At 63.0% G+C, this 19841-nt stretch carries 9 protein-coding genes; 8 read left to right on the top strand and 1 reads right to left on the bottom strand.

The window, feature by feature from the left end; translation table 11 throughout:
* Nucleotides 1–77: 77 nt before the first annotated feature.
* The 6 genes from AC0L2P_RS13365 to AC0L2P_RS13340 all read left to right on the top strand — a co-directional run bounded on the left by AC0L2P_RS13365 (nt 78) and on the right by AC0L2P_RS13340 (nt 14918).
* On the top strand, nt 78–2006 hold the full coding sequence (locus AC0L2P_RS13365) for an autotransporter assembly complex protein TamA (protein WP_473501707.1): 1929 nt from the start codon (nt 78–80) through the stop codon (nt 2004–2006).
* Nucleotides 2006–8056, top strand: a complete 6051-nt coding sequence (locus AC0L2P_RS13360) for a translocation/assembly module TamB domain-containing protein (RefSeq protein WP_473501705.1) — start codon at nt 2006–2008, stop codon at nt 8054–8056. The genes AC0L2P_RS13365 and AC0L2P_RS13360 overlap by 1 nt, the downstream gene beginning before the upstream one ends.
* Nucleotides 8057–8317: 261 nt before the next feature.
* Complete coding sequence (locus AC0L2P_RS13355) at nt 8318–9970, top strand: ABC transporter substrate-binding protein (RefSeq protein ID WP_473501704.1); 1653 nt, start codon at nt 8318–8320, stop codon at nt 9968–9970.
* A 222-nt stretch (nt 9971–10192) separates the two neighbouring features.
* Nucleotides 10193–11227 carry an ABC transporter permease gene (locus AC0L2P_RS13350; protein WP_292663614.1) on the top strand — a complete coding sequence of 345 codons (1035 nt, stop codon included), beginning with the start codon at nt 10193–10195 and terminating at the stop codon, nt 11225–11227.
* Between the two features lie 11 nt (nt 11228–11238).
* On the top strand, nt 11239–12396 hold the full coding sequence (locus AC0L2P_RS13345; RefSeq protein WP_473501703.1) for an ABC transporter permease: 1158 nt from the start codon (nt 11239–11241) through the stop codon (nt 12394–12396).
* A gap of 98 nt (nt 12397–12494) precedes the next feature.
* Nucleotides 12495–14918, top strand: a complete 2424-nt coding sequence (locus AC0L2P_RS13340) for a dipeptide ABC transporter ATP-binding protein (RefSeq protein WP_473501702.1) — start codon at nt 12495–12497, stop codon at nt 14916–14918.
* A 26-nt stretch (nt 14919–14944) separates the two neighbouring features.
* Here the strand turns inward: AC0L2P_RS13340 and AC0L2P_RS13335 are convergent, their stop codons facing one another.
* A complete protein-coding gene (locus tag AC0L2P_RS13335) occupies nt 14945–15535 on the bottom strand; it encodes a transglycosylase SLT domain-containing protein (RefSeq protein ID WP_473501701.1) in 591 nt (196 codons plus the stop codon).
* A 217-nt stretch (nt 15536–15752) separates the two neighbouring features.
* On the opposite strand from AC0L2P_RS13335, the gene AC0L2P_RS13330 reads away from it, so the two are divergent.
* Both AC0L2P_RS13330 and AC0L2P_RS13325 read left to right on the top strand, forming a co-directional pair.
* The gene (locus AC0L2P_RS13330; RefSeq protein WP_473501700.1) at nt 15753–17291 is read left to right on the top strand and encodes a trimethylamine methyltransferase family protein; all 1539 of its coding nucleotides are present in this window, start codon (nt 15753–15755) and stop codon (nt 17289–17291) included.
* A 79-nt stretch (nt 17292–17370) separates the two neighbouring features.
* Nucleotides 17371–19812: a GcvT family protein gene (locus AC0L2P_RS13325; protein WP_473501699.1), complete on the top strand. Its 2442-nt coding sequence runs from the start codon at nt 17371–17373 to the stop codon at nt 19810–19812.
* Nucleotides 19813–19841 lie beyond the last annotated feature (29 nt).

Raw genomic sequence — 19841 nt, 5'->3', positions numbered from 1 at the left:
AATTGGATTGTGGCCCCTTTACGAGTGCTTCAGAACTTCATTCCAATTTTAGGTTTGCGAGCTAGGCTAGGAGCATAATGCCGGCGTATGAAAGGCAGATGTCGGGAGGAACCGCGCCACGGCGCGCGCTTTCGCGCGCCCTGCTTTTTGCATTGTTGTGCTCGACGGCACTTGTTGCCGAAACCGGAAGTGCGGCAGCCTTCGAGATTTTCGGCATCAAGCTGTGGGGGTCGTCAAAGGACGAAGATGCCGACATCGTCGACCCGCTGCGCTATGCCGTAACGATAGAAGCGCCCGACGCCGACAAGGATCTCGCCGAGAAGCTCGAAAACGCCTCCGCGCTGAAAGCCGACGAGGAACACCCGGTATCAGGTTCGCTGGGTCTTTTGGCCAAGGCGCGCAGCGACCGTGAGCAACTTGTCGCCGCGCTCTATGCGGAGGCGCGCTACGAGGGTGTCGTCACCATCACCATCCAAGGCAAGCCGCTAGACGATTTGCCGCCCGATGCCGAGTTTTCCGGCCCGCAGCCGATTCCGGTGGTGATAAGCATAGCAGCCGGGCCGAAATTCACGCTTGGCAACGTCAGGCTGAAAGGCGATGCAGCGGGGCTGGCAAGTGCCGATTTCGGTCTGATCGCCGGCGGTGACGCCAGTTCGGGCGCCGTGCTCAAAGCCGAGGCGGCGATCGTGCGGGCACTCAAGCAAGAAGGCAGGCCGCTGGCCAAGGTGACGGGCCGCGAGATCGTCGCCGAGCACGCCGGTTCGACGCTCGACGTGACGCTCACCGTCGCGGCCGGGCCGGTCGCCGGCTATGGCGACACCACTGTCGAGGGCACCGAAAAGGTCGACCGCGACTTCACCGAATATATGACCGGCCTGAAGCGCGGCCGCCGATATTCGCCCGATGAGATCGACGATGCACGCGACCGGCTGCTCGGGCTCGAGGTCTTCAACAGCGTGACGGTGAAGGAAGCCGACGCCCTCGACGCCGAGGGCAACGTCCCGATCGGTGTCCAGGTCAGCGAACGCAAGCCGCGCTATTTCGGCATTGGCGGCAGCTTCTCAAACACCGAAGGGCTGGGCCTCGAAGGCTATTGGGGGCACCGCAATCTGTTTGGCCACGCCGAAAAGCTGCGCATCGACGGCAAGATCAGCGGCATCGGCAGCAACGACTTGACCCAGCTCAATTACAATGCCGGCGTCATGTTCGAAAAGCCGGGCGTGGTCGGACCGGCGTCGAAATTCATCGCCAGCGTCAATACCGTGCTGGAGCACCCCGACGCCTACGACCATTTTTCGGTCAAGGGTAGCACCGGCCTATCCTACGAACTCGACAAGAAGCAGACGGTTTCCGCGCAAGTCGCGCTTGATTACTCGAGAATCCACGACGCTTTCGGCAAGCACACCTATCTGATCGCCAGCATTCCGCTGCAATATGTCTACGACAATCGCGACAACAAGCTCAATCCGACAAGGGGCTTCAGGGTGCTGGCCTATGCCGAGCCGAGCTACGACGTTTTGAGCGGGGCTGCCTTTGTCAAGCTGAAGGGCGAGGGGTCGGCCTACCAGTCGCTCGATTCGGCCTCGAAATTCGTTTTCGCCGAACGTGTCGCCATCGGCTCGATCATCGGCGCCGGTCTTCAGGATGTTCCGGCCGACCGCCGCTTCTACTCCGGCGGCGGCGGCTCGGTGCGCGGCTATGCCTATCAAGGCATCGGCCCGAAGGACAGCAATGGGGAGCCGATCGGCGGGCTTTCCTTCTTCGAGACCTCGGTCGAGATGCGCATTGCCGTCACCGACAAGATCGGCGTCGTGCCGTTCGTCGATGCCGGCACGGTGTCGACCAGGCAGGTTCCCAATTTTTCGGACATGAAGGTCGGCGCGGGTGTAGGCTTGCGCTATCTGACGGCGTTCGGGCCGCTGCGCATCGACGCGGCAGTGCCGCTCAACCGCGGCCCCGACGATCCTCATTTCGGCATTTATGCCGGCATCGGCCAGGCATTCTGATGGCAATATTCAGGCGCATCCTACGTATGCTTTTCTACACGCTGCTCATCATCGCGACAGCGGCGGTGGGAGCGCTCGTCGTGCTGACCAAAACCGAGGGCGGCCGCGAAAACCTTGCCGGCATCATCTCGACCATGGCCTCGACCGGTGATCGCAAGATCACTGTCGTCGGCATTGACGGCATCTGGTCGGGCGCGCTGAGGGTTGATCATGTCGTTCTGGAGGATCGCGAAGGCGCCTGGATGGTGGCGCGCAACGTGGCCGTCGACTGGTCGCCGCGGGCACTCCTGTCGAAGAGCTTCAGCGCCGATCGCATTGCGGTCGAGCGTATCGAGTTGGCAAGGCTGCCGGTGGCCAATACACAGCCGAGCCAAGGCGGAGCGACGACGCTGCCGGTTTCCATCGACGTGAAGCAACTCGACCTTCCCGAGATCGCGCTCGGGCAGGCTCTGGCCGGCAGCGGTGTCGCCGAACTTGCAGCCAAGGGAGCGCTCAAGGCCGACGCCTCACCATTGGCGATCGAGACCAACCTCAACGTCATTCGCCACGACAGCAAGCAAGGCACGGTCGACGCCAAAGCCCATTTCGCGCCGGCCGACAACAAGCTCGACCTCGACCTTAAAGCATCCGAGCCCGCCGGCGGCATCATCGCCAACCTGCTCAACCTGCCGGGCGCGCCGCCGGTCAACATTGTCGTTTCCGGCACAGGACCGCTCGCCAACTGGAATGGCATCGGGACCTTCGTTGTCGACGGCCGGATCGTCACCCAGCTTACCGGTCGCCATCAGCTCACCGACAAGGGTCATTATGTCGAGGCCAATGGCGATGGCGAATTCGAGCGCTTCCTGCCCGAAACCCTGAAACCGCTGTTTGCCGGCAAGACCAGCTTCGACCTCGCCGGCACAGCGACCGCGGCCGGCGGCGTCGATGTCGAGCGCGCCACTATCGACAGCGGCGCCGTGCACGCGACTGCCGCAGGCATTGTCGATCCGAACGGCGCCAGCGATCTTTCGGTGAAGCTCGCCGCAAAGGGGCCGCCGATCGTGCTCAGCCTCGCCAGCGAGGCGCAGCCGATAACCGTGGCGATCAAGGATGCCACGGCCCGCGCGTTCGGCGATGGTAAGGCGCCGATGGTCGATATCGGCGTGTCGCTGGTCTCGGTGGTGGCGGGCGGCACGCGGGTGGACGACCTGATCGGGCAAGTCCATTCCGATGGTTTCGACATCCAGAACCGTAGCGGCCCGGTCACTATCCAACTGACGGCGGCCGGCCTGAACACCGACGTCGCGACTTTGGCGCCGCTGGTAACGGGCAGGGTCAGCGCCGGTCTGGCCGGCTCGGTTAGCAAGGATCAGGTCGTCGTCGACCAAGGCACGCTGCGCAGCGACGCGCTCAATGCGTCCGTGACGGCGACCGTGGCACTTGCCGATCTGTCGATGACGCTCAAGATGAATGCCGACGCGGCTTCGACGGCGCTGCCGCCGCAGATCAGCGCGGTTCTCGGCCAGCGCGTGCAGTTTTCCGCAACCGCGACCCGCGACCCGGACGGGGCGTTCGCCGCCAATGCATTGCAACTCACCTCAGGCACGCTTAGCGCCAGCGGCACCGCCAGTGCGCAAGGCACCGATATCCGGGCCGATATCAAGGGCACGCTGGCCGACGTGTCGGTGCTGTCGCCGCTGGTCGGCGCCAATGTCGGCGGCGCCGTCGGTTTCGCGCTGACCGCAAGCGGCGCGCGCAGCGCACCGGATTTCTCGGTTTCGGCCAATAGCGACAGCCTGACGGCGTCCGGCCATGTGGTGAAGCAGATCAAGCTGAGCGCAAGCGGCAAGGCCGATATCGCCAGTCCCGCCGCCGATGTCTCGCTGACCGGCTCGGTCGACGACCAGCCGCTCGACCTCAAGGCATCGCTGGTCACAACCGACGGCAAGCGTTCCATCAACGGACTTGCCGTCTCGCTGGCCGACAACAAGGTCTCCGGCGACCTCGGGCTCGACGACAACCTGCTGCCGCTCGGCACGTTGACCCTCGATGCCGCCGATATTGCTCCGCTGGCCAGACTTGCCGGCCAAACGGTAGCCGGCGACGTTCGAGGCACCATCCGATTTGCGAACGACAACGGAGCGCCGACGGTCGCGATCGATGCGATGAGCGCCGTGATTTCGCGCGGCGAACTGGCGGCCAAGACAATCGCCGTCAACGCACTGGTCGCCAATTATCTCAAAGCCCCGGCAATCTCCGGCAAGATCAAGGCCGACACGATCACCTCCGGAACGACGGTGATCAGCGGCATCGATGTCGACCTGAAGCGCGACGGCGACTGGACCGGCTTTAGCGGCGGCGCCACGGTCGCCGGCATTCCGGCCAGCGCGGCCGGGCGGATCAGGGTTGCGAACGGCACCACCAGCATCGAGCTTGCCTCGGGCGAGGCGACCATCCGCGGCATCGAGGCAGCGGTCGCGCAGCCATCGGCGCTGACAATCGCCAATGGCATGGTGAGCATAGAGAAACTGGCGCTCGGTGTCGGCGGCGGTTCGGTTGCCGTATCGGGTTCGGCTGGCCAGACGCTCGATCTCGCTGCCACCTTGTCGGCGGTGCCGGCAGCACTTGCCAATGATTTTTCGCCGGGTCTCGATGCCGTGGGCACGCTCAGCGGCACCGCACAGGTCACGGGATCGTCGGCTGCCCCAGATATTCGCTTCAACGCGCGGCTCAGCGGCGCCGAAACCAGCCACACCCGACAGGCTGGGCTCGGGCCACTCAATGTCGATGCGGCAGGCCGTTTCTCGTCGGCCAGCGGCCTGGCGATCGAGCAGGCGACGCTTGCCGGCGAGAAAATCTCCGGCAAGGCGGCCGGCACTATCAATCCGAACGGTGCCAGCGATTTTGCGCTTGACCTAGCCTCTACCGGCCCGAGCTTGCCGTTGTCGCTTGGCAGCAAGGAGAGCCCGATCAAGCTCGAGCTGCAGGCGCTGTCGCTGAAGGCCGTCGGGCAGGGCACCCAGCCGCAGCTCGATATTTCCGCAACGCTGCCCTCGGCTGCGACCAATGCTGCCAAGGCCGAGAGCATTAGCCTTGCGCTTCACTCCGATCGCTTCGACGTCAAAGCGCGCAGCGGGCCAATCTCCGGCACCGTGACTGCCCAAAAAATCGGCCTCGACAATCCGAGCATCGCGCCGCTGGTCGCCGGCAAGGTCATCGCCAAAGTCGCCGGCAGCCTTGCCACCGATGCCATCGTCATCGATAGCGGCACGGTGACCAGCGACGCGTTCAACAGCGGCTTCAACGGACGGGTCTCGTTGGCCGACGGCGCCATCGACCTTAATGTCAAGGCGGATGCCGCGTCAGCAGCGCTGCCGGCCGGAGTTCGTGGCATGCTCGCCGAGCGGACGCAATTCGGTGCCGCGCTGAAGCGGGACGCCAACGGCAATGTCACTGCCAACGCCGTCAGGCTATCGTCCGGTTCGCTGAGGGCAGACGGAGAGGCGAGCCTTGCCGACAACAAGCTCAGCGCCGACGTCAGAGGCGCGCTGGGCGACGTTTCGTTGCTATCCAAGGACGCCAAAGGCGCCATCTCTTTCGCGCTGAATGCGCAAGGCGCCGCCACCGCGCCGGATCTGTCGCTGACTGTCAACAGCGACAGGCTTTCGGTCGCGGCGCGCGAGATCACCGGTCTGAAGCTCACTGCCACTGGCAAGGCTGATGCCGCCAACCCGGCTGCGAATGTGCAACTCACCGGAAATGTCGGGGGTCAACCGCTGCAGGGCAGCGCCGTGCTGGCGACATCGGACGGCAAACGCGCCATCAACGGGCTTTTGCTGTCGCTCGGCAAGAACCGTATCTCCGGCGACCTGGCGCTCGACGATGCCTTCGTGCCGGCCGGCACCGTGGCGCTCGACCTGCCCGATATCGGTCCGCTTGCGGCCCTGGCATTGGAAAAGGCCGATGGCGATGTGCGCGGCACGATCGCCTTCTCCAAGACGGGCACCGTGCCGCAGGTCGCCGTAAAGGCGACAACGGCCTCGATCTCGCGCGGCGATGTCTCGGCGAAGGCCGTGACAATCGATGCGCTGATCGCCAATTATCTGGCGGCACCGGTGATCTCGGGCAAAATCCGTGCCGATAGCGTAACTTCCGGCGGCACAGCTATTCGGGGCGTCGATGTCGATCTCAAGCGCGACGGCGAATGGACCGGTTTTTCCGGTGGTGCCTCCGTCAAGGATATTCCGCTGAGGGCCGCCGGCCGGGTCAAGGCGATCAAGGGCACGACGACGGTCGAACTAGCCTCCGGCGAGGCGACCATCCGCGGCATCAAAGCGGCCATCGCCCAGGGCTCGACCATCAACATCGCCAATGGCGTGACCAGCCTCGACAGGCTGGTGCTCAATCTCGGCGGCGGCACGGCGACGGTCACGGGCAAGGCTGGGCAGGCGCTCGATCTCAACGCGGCGCTCGCACGCGTGCCGATCTCGATAGCCAACAGTTTTTCGCCGGGCCTCGATGCCGTCGGTTCCATCTCGGGCACGGTGAAGGTGACGGGTGCGCCGGCCAATCCGGCCGTTGCCTTCAAGATCGACGCCGCAGGCGTTCAGACGTCGCAGACCCGTGGTGCAGGTTTTGGCGCCATGGGCGTTTCATCCTCGGGTACGTATTCGGGCAACAGACTGACCTTCGACGCCAACATGAGCGATGCCGCCGGCCTCGGCCTCAAGGGCGGCGGCACGATGACAACATCAGGCGGGCCTACCCTTGATCTCAAATTTTCCGGCAAGGTGCCGTTCGCCTTCCTCACCAGGACACTCGCCGCGCAAGGCCTGTCCTTGAGCGGCACGGCCGACGTCGATGTGCAGGTGCGCGGCCCGGCGACGTCGCCGGTGATCTCAGGCACGGTCCGCACGTCAGGCGCCCGCCTGCTCGACGCGCGCTCGGGGCTTGCGGTCAACGACATCACTGCCGATGTCGCCATCGGTGGCGGCGTGGCCAGGATCAACCGCCTGACCGGCACGCTGTCGACGCGCGGCAGCCTCTCGGCCAGTGGCACCGTCGGCATCGATCCGGCTAAGGGTTTTCCGGCCGATCTGTCGATCAAGCTCGTCGACGGCCGCTATACCGACGGCAAGGTGGTCACCGCCAATCTTGGCGGCGACCTCACCGTCAAGGGACCGCTCACCTCCGCGCCGGTGATTTCCGGCACCGTCAACCTGGCCAAGACCGTCATCACGGTACCCGAAAAGCTGCCCGGCTCGCTGGCCCAGCTCAATGTCAAGCACAAGAACGCGCCGGCCGCCGTGCGTGCGCAGGACAAGGCGTTGCGCCCGGCCGCTGCAAGCAGCGGTGGCGGAGGCAGCGGCCTCAACCTCGACGTCACGGTGAATGCGCCGAGCCAGATCTTCATCCAGGGCAGGGGCGTCGACGCCGAACTCGGCGGTTCGCTGCGGCTGACCGGCCCGGCATCGTCACCCCAGGCGGTCGGCACCTTCACCTTGCGGCGCGGACGGCTGACGATCCTTGCCAAGCGGTTGACCTTCACCGAAGGCTCCGTCGGCTTTTCCGGCTCCCTGGTGCCTTACCTCAACCTCACGGCGCAATCGAAGACAACCAGCGCCACCGTGACCATCGTAGTGTCGGGCGAGGCGAACAACCCGAAATTCACCTTCTCCTCGGTGCCCGCGTTGCCGGAGGATGAGGTGCTGGCGCAGCTGATCTTCGGCCGTTCAATGTCGAACCTGTCGCCGCTGCAGATCGCGCAGCTTGCCGAGGCTGCCGGACAACTGGCCGGCGTCGGCGGCTCGACCTCCCTGCTGCAGAACCTGCGCAGCGCGATCGGCGTCGACGATCTCGACGTAATCACCGACGAAGCGGGCGGCACCGCCGTCTCGGCGGGCAAGTATCTCAACGACCGCACCTATGTGACGATCCAGAAGGGCGACAGGCCTGGCTCGGGCAAGGCAACCGTCGATCTCGACGTGGGGCGCGGCGTCAAGCTGCGTGGCGAGGCAACCGACGCCGGCGAAGCCAAGGGCGGTGTTTTCTACGAACGGGAATATTGAAACCAGCCGTTCGCGCAGAACGGTTGCTTGTCCGAAGAACGCGCTACGCAGCAGCGAATGCCCCAGTTTAATCGCCCGTTGAGATTTCGGCCGAAATCCCTGGCGCAGTAGCAAATTTGCGCCAAGACTGTCGTTATCGCGCGAACCGCCCTGCTTTCAAAGTTGCACATTCCTTGGCATGTTCCCAATCCGTGCCGTCTTTGACATCATGGCGCGAATGCGGAATGTTAAAAGGCAGAAAGCCAACAATGGGAGTTAGTCATGACGATCTACAAGAGTAACGGCGACCGCGTTCCCGATCACATCCTGGCCATGGCCGAAGACGCCAAGGCAGGCAAGATGGATCGTCGCGAATTTCTGGCTCTCGCCAGCGTCTTCGGCGCGTCGACCGCGATGGCCTATGGCATGCTTGGCCTTGCAGACCCGACGCCGGCCAAGGCGGAAGAGGTCCAGGGCAAGAAAGGCGGCGTATTGAAGGTCGCGCAATGGATCAAGGATCCGAAGGATCCGCGCAAGTCCGACTGGTCGGAAATCGCCAATGCCGAGCGTCAGGCGCTCGAGCCGCTGGTCAAATATACCACCGAATACACATTCCGCCCCTATCTGCTGGAGAGCTGGGACGTGAATGACGACGCTACCGAATACACGCTGCATGTGCGCAAAGGCGTCACCTGGAACAACGGCGATCCTTTCACCGCAGACGACGTCATCTTCAACCTCAAGCGTTGGGCCGACAAGAAGGCCGAAGGCAATTCCATGCCCGGTCGCCTCGGTTCGCTGGTCAAGGACGACAAGCTGGATGAGAGCGCGGTGACCAAGGTCGATGACCACACGATCAAGCTGACGCTCAGCAAGCCGGATATCGCCCTCATTCCCAACGTGTGCGACTATCCCGGCCTCATCGTCCACAAGACGTTCGACGAAAAAGGTGGCGACTTCAAGTCCTGCCCGATCGGCACTGGGCCGTTCGAGCTGGTCTCCTACGATGTCGGCCAGAAAGTGGTCTATAAGCGCCGCGAAGATAACAAATGGTGGGATGGTGACGTCTTCCTGGACGGCATCGAGTTCATCGACTACGGCACCGATCCGGCGGCGATGGTCAGCGCTTTCGAAGCTGGCGAAGTGCACACCAATTTCGAAACCTCGGCCGACTATGTGTCGATCCTCGACGGCATGGACTTGGCGAAGTCCGAGGTCGTCACCGCCTCGACGATCGTCTGCCGCACCAATGTGACCAACAAGCCTTACGGCGACCAGAAGGTTCGCAACGCCCTGCAGCTCGCGGTCGACAACGCTGTCGTCCTCCAGCTCGGCTACGGCAATGCCGGCACGGTTGCCGAGAACCACCATGTCGCCCCGATCCATCCGGAATACTACGAATTGCCGAAGGTTGCTCGCGACCCGGCCAAGGCAAAGGCGCTGATGGCGGAAGCCGGCCAGGCCGATTTCGAGCATGAACTGATCACGGTCGACGAAGACTGGCACAAGAACACCGGCGATGCGATCGCCGCGCAGATGCGTGACGCCGGCATCAAGGTCAAGCGTACGGTGCTGCCGGGTTCGACCTTCTGGAACGACTGGACGAAGTATCCGCTGTCGATGACCAATTGGAACATGCGGCCGCTCGGCGTCCAGGTTCTGGCGATCGGCTATCGTACAGGTGAAGCCTGGAACGAGACGGCCTGGTCGAATCCGGAGTGGGATGCCAAGCTCAACGCTGCGCTCGCGGTTGCCGACGCAGCCAAGCGCAAGGAAATGATGAAGGATATCGAGCAGATCCTGCAGGATTCCGGCATTATCATCCAGCCTTATTGGCGCAAGCTCTACAGCCATTCGGTCAAGGCGGTGCAGAACTACAAGATGCACCCGACCTTCGAGCGCGACTACGGCAAGGTCTGGCTCGACCAGGCCTGACCTGACGATCCGGAAAGGGGCGTCTCGCCCCTTTCCGTCGCTCTTTGCATGGTCCTTGGGACCGGAAGTCGGCGCAGCAAAAAGTTGCGGACTCTTCGGTCGGGGTCTGCAATAAAAAGGGTATTGCATCTGGGACTGGTCTGAAGGCTTGTTCTGTCGCTGACGGCAGGGCACGGCTTGCAAACCGGTTCCAACCCCCAACCCGACCGGCAGGGGACCGCCATGCTTTCTTTCGTTATCAGGCGTCTCGGCACCATGGCATTGACGATGCTGTGCCTGACGATGATCGTCTTCTTCCTGGTTAATCTCGGGCCTAATCTGAAGAAGCTCGCGATCAGCCAAACCGAAATGCACACATCGGCCGAGCAGCTTGAGGCTTGGCTGGTCAACCATGGTTATCGGCAGAATTTCTTTATCCGCTACGGTCAATGGCTGGGCGTCATGCCCAAGCAGCCGGTGACCGACCCGGCGACCGGCAAGCCCGCACAGCGTTTCTCCTTCTGCAACGATCCGGTCGTGCCGACATTCTCCGGCATCCTGCAGGGCGATTTCGGCTGCTCGACCAAGTTCAAGACGACCGTCGCCTCAAAGCTCTTTCCGGCGCTCAGCGCGACCGGCATACTGATGCTCTGCGTGCTTGCGGTTATGGTGCCCGTCTCGCTCCTGATCGGCATTCTTGCCGGCATGCGCGAGGGCTCACGCACCGACCGCACGTTGTCGGTGGCTTCGATCGCCTCGACGGCGACGCCCGAATATGTGTCGGGCGTCATCTTCACCGTCATCTTCGCCTCCTGGCTCGGCGTGCTGAACGGTTCGGCCGCCTCGGCCAGCCAGGGCATCACCTTCTACAATTTCACCTTGCCGGTGATGACGCTGGCGATCTACGGCATCGGCTACATCGCCCGCATGACCCGCGCCTCGATGGTGGAGGTGATGACACAGCAATATATCCGAACCGCCCGGCTGAAGGGCCTCTCCTTCGGCAGCGTGGTGATAAAGCACGCTCTGCGCAACGCGCTGATCGCACCGTTCACCGTCATCATGCTGCAGTTTCCCTGGCTGCTCACCGGCGTCGTCATCGTCGAGGTGATGTTCCGCTACCAGGGTTTCGGCTACACGCTGGTCGAGGCCGCCGGCAACAACGACATCGATCTTCTGCTCGGCTGCTCGCTGGTCTCGGTGTTTATCGTCCTGATCACACAGCTCATCTCCGATGTCGGCTACGCGTTCCTCAATCCGCGCATCAGAGTTCAATAGGAGACCAGCGGATGCAGGTCGAATATCTCAGCGCCTTCAATGTCGTACTCGGCGTGCTTACCCGCTTCTGGCCGGTCTGGATCGCTCTCGCCCTGGTGATGGGGGCGAGCTTCGGCTACAAGAAGAAGCTTGGCCTTTACGGCCAGCTTTTCGACAGCGGGGTCGGCATCGTCGGCGTCGGCATCTGCCTGTTCTGGCTGTTTACTGCGATCTTCGCCTCGACCATCTCGCCCTTCGATCCGCTCGCCCAGGTGCCGATCATGAAGGACGCGCTGCCGGGCGCAATCGATTCGCAATCGGGGCTCGCCTATCTCTTCGGCGGCGACAAGCTCGCCCGCGACGTGTTCAGCCGAATGGTCTATGGCAGCCAGATCGTGCTGATCATCGCGCCGGCGGCGACCGGTTTTGCGCTGATGGTCGGCATCACGCTCGGCCTGCCTGCCGGCTATTATGGCGGCAAGATCGATACGGTGCTGTCCTTCCTCGCCAACCTTGTGCTGGCCTTCCCGGTCATCCTCCTGTTCTACCTGCTGGTGACGCCGGGCATCATGGACACGCCGATCCCTTACGCGATGGCAGGGCTGTTCTTCCTGTTTCCGATCATCTTCTTCAGCGTGCTGTTCTGGACGCGCTACAAGAACCGGCCCGACCGCCTCTATATCCTGCTTGGGCTGACGTTGGTGGTTGGCGGCTGGATCTATGCCGGCCTTGTCTTCGATGCCGATCCGTTCAAGATCATCCACATCGATCCCAACCAGCTCAACATCTTCGTGGCGGTGGTGTTCGCCTCCAGCCCGGGCGTGTTCCGCATCGTGCGCGGCCTGGTCATGGACATCAAGACGCGCGATTATGTTGCGGCGGCGCAGACGCGCGGTGAATCGCCCTGGTACATCATGCTGTGGGAGATATTGCCCAATGCGCGCGGGCCGCTGATCGTCGACGCCTGCCTGCGCATCGGCTACACCACGATCCTGCTGGGCACGCTCGGCTATTTCGGGCTGGGATTGGCGCCGGAAAGCCCGGACTGGGGCACGGCGATCAAGGATGCCAGCCGGCTGCTGCGCTCGTTCATCCACCCGGCGCTGCCGCCGACGATCGCATTGATGTCGTTCGTGCTCGGCCTCAACCTCCTGGCGGATTCATTGCGCGAACAGTCTATGAAAGATTGATGCCGGGAAAGATTTGAACGCCGAGAAAGATTGACGCCGGGAAAGATCGATGCCGGGTTCGGCCCGACATGCCTGAAGAACAAGGATTGGAGCGACCCATGAATGAGGCAGTTCGAAATCCCGCCAAGCCGACCAATGGGCCGACGAACGGGCCGATCATCGAGATCGAGAACCTGTCGATCTCATTCTTCACCCGCAAGGGCGAGATCCCGGCCGTCATGGATTTTTCCTGCACGGTGATGCCCGGCGAGGCGATGGGCATCGTCGGCGAATCCGGCTGCGGCAAGTCGACCGTTTCGCTCGGCATCATGCGCGACCTCTCCAACATCGGAAAAATCGTCGGCGGAAAGATCAAGTTCCAGGGCAAGGACATGGGAGAACTGTCCGTCGAGGAACTGCGTGCTATCCGCGGCAACAAGATCGCGATGATCTACCAGGAGCCGATGGCCAGCCTCAACCCGGCGATGAAGGTCGGCCAGCAGCTGATGGAAGTGCCGCTGATCCACGACAAGGTGTCGAAGGACGAAGCCTACAAGCGCGCTTTGGAAATGGTGCGCGCGGTGAGGCTGCCGGATCCCGAGCGCATGATGCGTTCCTACCCGCACCAGCTTTCCGGCGGACAGCAGCAGCGCATCGTCATTGCTATGGCGCTGCTGTCGAAGCCGGCGCTGCTCCTGCTCGACGAGCCGACGACAGCGCTCGACGTGACGGTTGAGGCCGGTATCGTCGATCTGGTCAAGGGGCTGGGCGAGAAGTTCGGCACCTCGATGATCTTCGTGTCGCACAATCTTGGCCTGATCCTGGAGACCTGCGACCGCATCACGGTGATGTATTCGGGCGAAGCGGTGGAGACGGGCAAGATCAAGGACGTCTTCGACCGGATGCGTCATCCCTACACGCAAGGCCTGTTCCGCTCGATCCCGTTGCCGGGCGCCGACAAGAATTCACGGCCGCTGATATCCATCCCTGGGCAGTTGCCGCTGCCGCACGAGCGGCCGAAGGGCTGCAATTTCGGCCCGCGCTGCCACCATTTCGTCGAGGGCGTCTGCAACGCCGCCGAAATTCCGATGATCGCGGTCGAAGGCCATGACGGGCATTTCTCGCGCTGCGTGCGCTTCAACGAGATCGACTGGGAGGCGCTGCCACCCGGCGCCAAGAAGGTCAACGAGCGGGTGGTGCCTGGTGCGCCGGTGCTCCAGATCGAGGACCTCAGGAAGTATTACAAGGTCGGCGGCAGCGAAGTGTTCGGCTCGAGCGAGGGGCGTGTCGTCAAGGCCAACGAGACGATCTCGTTCATGGCGCGCGAATCCGAGACCGTCGCTATCGTCGGCGAATCCGGCTGCGGAAAATCGACTTTGGCCAAAGTGCTGCTCGGCCTCGAAACGGCAAGCTCCGGCCGCGTGAAGCTCGGCAACAAGGAGATCCAGTCGACCGGGATCGAGAAGCGCAGCGTCGACACGGTGTCGTCGATCCAGATGGTGTTCCAAAATCCGTTCGACACGCTCAATCCCAGCCATTCGGTCGGTTCGCAGATCATTCGCACGCTGGAAAAGTTCAATGTCGGCGACACAGTGGCCGACCGACGCAAGCGGATGCTGGAATTGCTCGACCTGGTGAAGCTGCCGAGGGCGTTCGAGACGCGCAAGCCGCGCCAGCTTTCAGGTGGCCAGAAACAGCGCATCGGCGTTGCGCGGGCCTTTGCCGGCGACGCCAAGGTGGTGGTGGCCGACGAGCCGGTCTCGGCGCTGGATGTGTCGGTCCAGGCCGCGGTGACCGAGCTCTTGATGGACATCCAGCGCAAGAACAAGACGACGATGCTGTTCATCAGCCACGATCTGTCGGTGGTGCGCTACATCGCCGACCGCGTCGTCGTCATGTATCTCGGCTATATCGTCGAGCAAGGTACGACCGACCAGATATTCGCGCCGCCCTATCACCCCTATACCGAGGCATTGCTGTCGGCGATCCCTATCGCCGACACCAGCGTGGTCAAGAAGCACATCGTGCTGGAGGGCGACATCCCTTCGGCGATGAACCCGCCGTCCGGCTGTCCGTTCCAGACGCGCTGCGGCTACAAGAAACTGGTGCCGGACAATCTTTGCGAAACCAAGGTGCCGCCAGTCAAAAATCTCGGCGACGGCCATATGAGCCTGTGCTGGCTGTCGGACGACGTGCTGGCGAAAATGGAGCCGGTGATCAAATTCGACAAGGAGCACGCCGCGAATGAGGGCGTGCCGGATGATGCAAGCCACGGTGTTGGCCCGGGCTTTGCCGGAGATCCGCCCAAGCGACCGCATGGAAAGACTGGCAGTGTTGAAACCGATGCCGAGGGCCAGGCAGTGGAGAATGCCGAAGCGGTCGCCAAAGCCCGAAGTCACGAGGTTCGCGACGACGTTTCAGAGACCGGCGGCACCTCAAGCCCTGCCGACAGCGCGGTGGCACCAATCATGCCGCCGACTGTCGGCGACGGCCGCCAGGCCGAGGACGCGACGCGCAAGCCGCGCAAACCCAAGGGCGGCTGAGAGCCGTTAATACGCGCCGTTAAATGCTAGCGCGCGCATTGCCGTAGCTGCGCGGCGTAGTCCTGCGCCATCTGTTCGGTGGCGTGCGCATAGCGCTGCACGTCGGCGTCGCCGCGATTGCCGCGCTTATAGGCGTTCCAGCCGAGATAGTAGGCGAGATACAGATTGTAGGTGTCGTTGCGGGCGACGCCGAGCGTGTCGGCGGTTTTCGAATGATACCAGCCGACAAAGTCGACGGCATCGGCAAAGCGGGTGCGGCGCGCCGCCCAGCTGCCGGTCTCGTTCTGGTATTGCGCCCAAGTGCCGTCGAGCGCCTGCGAGAAGCCGGTGGCGCTGGAGATATGTTTCCAGGGAATGAAGCCCAGCAGCTTGGTGCGCGGCGGCCTGGCATTGCTCTTGAAGCCGGATTCCTTGCGCACCGTCGCCATCAGCACCGGGACCGGCACACCGTATTTCTGCTCGGCGCGTTGTGCCGCCGCCTGCCAATTGTCGAACCAGCCGTCATTCTGGTCGAAAACGGCGCAGACATCGTTGATGTGGCTCGGCGGCGTCGCGCAGGCCGAAAGCGTCAGCGGCACGGCAATCGCGACAATTTTACTAAAACTCGACCTATGCATTGGAAGACCATTAGGCCGAAAACATAAAAGGAATCTTGCTGCCTTCCTTAACGGCTCACTGGCCGCTTTGGCTGGCACTGAGCTAGTATTAACATTCCGACCTTTGTTGTCGCTTTTACGACGTGAAATTCCCGTAATGGCGCCTTGGCTAAAATCACGCCCGCAGGTGGCGGAATCTTGACAGCTCGATCCTTGTGCCGGCGCTTTGATGCCCCGTATGAGCGAACCAAGACGCAAGCGCGGCGCCGAGCGAACTAGCAACAGGGGACCGACCGCCATCCCGCAGCTGCCGCTCAGGCGGGTTACAAATCCTTATCCGCCGATGGCGATGCTCTCGGCCGACCAGATCGAGGCGATCCACCAGGCGTCGATGCATATCCTGGAGAATTTCGGCATCGAGGTGATGAGCCCGCGGGCGCTGTCGCTGTTCGAGCAGGCCGGGGCCAAGGTCGATCGTGCCTCGATGAACGTCCGCATCGATCGCGGGATGATCGAGGAGGCGCTGAAGAAGACACAGTCCAGCTATACGCTGACACCGCGCAATTCCGCCCATGCCGTCCACCTCGGCGGCAATACCATCAACTTCACGCTCGTCGCCGGGCCGCCGAATGTGCACGACATGGAGCGCGGCCGCCGTGCCGGCAATTTACGCGATTATTCCGATCTCGTCCGGCTGGCGCAGCATTTCAACTGCATCCACATGCTCGGCAACCAGGTCTGCGCGCCGGTGGAACTGCCGGCGAATTCCCGTCACCTCGACACCTATTTCGCCAATCTGACACTGACCGACAAAAGCTTTCACGTCTCGGCCATCGGCCGCGGCAGGGCGCTCGACGGCATCGAAATGATGGCAATCGCGCGCGGACTGACGCTTGACGAGATTCGCGACGATCCCGGCGTCACCACGATCATTTCGGTCAACTCGCCGCGCCGCTTCGACGAGATGATGGCCGAGGGGCTGATGACGATGGCCGAGTTCGGCCAGTCGGCGGCGGTAACGCCATTCACGCTGATGGGGGCGATGAGCCCGGTCACGCTTGCCGGCGCGCTCGCCCAGCAGAATGCCGAGGCGCTGTTCGGCGTGGTGCTGACGCAGCTCGTCCGCCCCGGCGCGCCGGTGATGTACGGCGCCTTCACCTCCAATGTCGACATGAAATCGGGAGCGCCGGCTTTTGGCACGCCTGAAAACACCAAGGCGAATATAGCGTCCGGACAGTTGGCACGGCGTTACAAGCTGCCTTACCGCACGACACCGGGCTCGGCTTCCAATGCCGCCGATGCGCAAGGCGCCTATGAGACGCTGATGGCGTTGTGGGGCGCGGTGCTAGGCCATGGCAATCTCGTCTACCATGCCGCCGGCTGGCAGGAGGGCGGGCTGACAGCGTCGTTCGAAAAGTTCATCATCGACGTCGAGATGATCCAGCACATGATGGAGTTTTTGCGCCCGATCGAAGTCAACGAGGCGGAGCTTGCCGTCGAGGCTTTGGGTGCGGTGCCGACCGGCGGCCACTTCTTCGGCGAGCCACACACGCTGGAGCGCTACGCTACGGCCTTCTACCAGCCGATTCTGTCCAACTGGCAGAATTTCGAAGCCTGGCAGGAGGCCGGCGGGCTCGACGCCACGGCGCGTGCGACGCGGCTTTGGAAGAAGGCGCTGGAGGACTATGTCGAGCCGGTGATGGACATCTCCAGGCGCGAGGCGCTGGAGGCGTATGTCGCCAAGCGCAAAGAAGCGATCGGGCAAAGCGAGCCTTAAGCACCACTCTTCTCGGATCCATTTTCTTCTCCTCCTGAATCATGGAACCCATCCAACTCTTTGAAATGACGAGAATCCCATGAAATCGCATGCAAAGGTCGTGGTTATCGGCGGTGGCGTTGTCGGGTGCTCCGTGCTGTTCCATTTGGCCCGTCACGGCTGGACCGACATCGTGCTCCTGGAGCGCGATGAATTGACCTCCGGCTCGACCTGGCACGCCGCCGGCGGCATGCACACGATCAATGGCGATCCCAATGTCGCCAAGCTGCAGAAATACACGATATCGCTCTACAAGGAGATCGAGGAGCTGTCCGGCCAGGCGACCGGCGTGCATTTGACTGGCGGCGTCTTGCTGGCGGCGACCGAGGCGCGGCTCGACTGGCTGCGCGGCGTCGTCGCCAAGGGCCGCTATCTCGGCATCGAGCTCGAGGAGATATCGCCTGATGAGGCGGCCGAGCTGATGCCGTTGCTCGATCGCAAGCAGTTCGTCGGCGCCGTCCGCAACAAGGAGGATGGTCATCTCGACCCGTCCGGCGTTACCCACGCCTATGCCAAGGCGGCGAGGAAGCTTGGTGCCGAGGTCGAGCGTTTCACCAGGGTCGAGGATATCGTGCGGCGCGCCGACGGGCTGTGGCGCGTCATTACCAACAAGGGCGAGGTGGTGGCCGAGCATGTCGTCAACGCCGGCGGCCTGTGGGCGCGCGAGGTCGGACGAATGGTCGGGCTGGAGCTGCCGGTGCTGGCGATGGAGCACATGTACCTGATTACCGAGGACATGCCGGAAGTCGCCGCCTGGAACCAGAAGACCGGCACGGAGATCATCCATGCAGTCGATTTCGACGGCGAGCTCTATCTGCGCCAGGAGCGCGGCGGCATGCTGATGGGCACTTACGAAAAGGCCAACAAGCCGTGGTCCGAGTTCCAGACACCATGGAATTTCGGCCACGAGCTGCTCGAACCCGACATCGACCGCATCGCACCGTCACTGGAGGTCGGCTTCCGGCATTTCCCGGCCTTCCAGAACACCGGCATCAAGCAGATCATCAACGGGCCCTTCACCTTCGCGCCGGACGGCAATCCGCTGGTCGGGCCGGTACGCGGCCTGCCGGGTTTCTGGGTGGCCTGTGGTGTCATGGCGGGGTTCTCGCAGGGCGGCGGCGTCGGACTGGCGCTGTCGAACTGGATGATCGAGGGCGATCCTGGCGCCGATATCTGGGCGATGGATGTGGCGCGCTACGGCGACTGGGCGACAATGGCCTACACCAACGCCAAGGTGCGCGAAAACTATTCGCGGCGGTTTTCGATCCGCTTCCCCAACGAGGAACTGCCCGCCGGACGGCCGCTCAAGACGACACCGATCTACGATCTGTTGTCGGCGAAGGGCGCGCAATGGGGGGTCGCCTACGGGCTGGAGGTTCCGCTCTGGTACGCGCCCGAAGGCGTCAGGGACGAATTCTCCTGGCGCCGCTCGAACGATTTTGAGCATGTCGCGAAAGAAGTGGAGACGGTTCGGCAAGGCATTGGCCTGTCGGAAATCTCGTCATTCGCCAAGTACAGAGTAACCGGCGAGGGCGCTGCAGCGTGGCTCGACCGCTTGCTTGCCTGCAAGCTGCCAAGGCCCAGCCGCATGACGCTGGCGCCGATGCTGAAGGAAGACGGCAGGCTGATCGGCGACTTTACGCTGGCCAATCTCGGCGGTCCAAATTCTGCAAGTAACGATTGGTTCCTCGCTGGCTCCGGCGTCGCCGAGCAGTACCATATGCGCTGGTTCGAGGCGCATCTGCCGAAGGACGGCTCCGTCAGCATCGAGGCGCTCGGAGCAAAACTCACCGGCTTGTCGATTGCTGGACCGAAGGCGCGCGATGTGCTGGCAAAGGTTACGCGGTCGGACGTATCCAATGCCGCCTTTCCGTTCATGGCCATCAGCAAGATGGATGTCGGCATGGCGCCATGCCTGGTCGGGCGCGTCAGCTACACCGGCGATCTCGGCTACGAAATCTGGGTCGCTCCGGAATATCAGCGTGCGGCATTGCAAGCCTTGATGACCGCGGGCGAGGAATTCGGCATCGGCCTGTTCGGCTCGCGCGCCCTCAATGCGCTGCGGCTTGAGAAGAATTACGGCTCGTGGGCGCGCGAATACCGGCCGATCTACGGGCCGTTGGAAGCCGGGCTCGACCGCTTCGTCGCCTACGGCAAGCAGGCCGATTTCATCGGCAAGCAGGCGGCGCTGGCCGAGCGCAAACACGGCGGAAGACTGCGGCTGCGGGCCTTTGTCGTCGGTGCTGTCGATGCCGATGTCATCGGCGACGAGCCAATCTGGTACGGCGGTGCGATGCGCGGTTGGGTCACGTCGGGCGGGTACGCGCATCATTCGAAAAAGTCCGTCGCCATCGGCTATGTGCCGAAAGAGATTGCCGACGAAGTCGAAGGCTTTGAAATCGAGCTTTTGGGCAAACGACACGTCGCACGCACGCAGCCGACCCCGTTGTTCGACGCGAATTTCGAGCGGATGCGCGGCTGAAGTTTCAGGCACCGCGGCGGTTGGGAGGA

This window comes from Mesorhizobium sp. WSM4836, assembly GCF_055811815.1.
The sequence above is the reverse complement of the archived record's forward strand: the minus strand, read 5'-3'. Positions and strand labels throughout refer to the sequence as shown.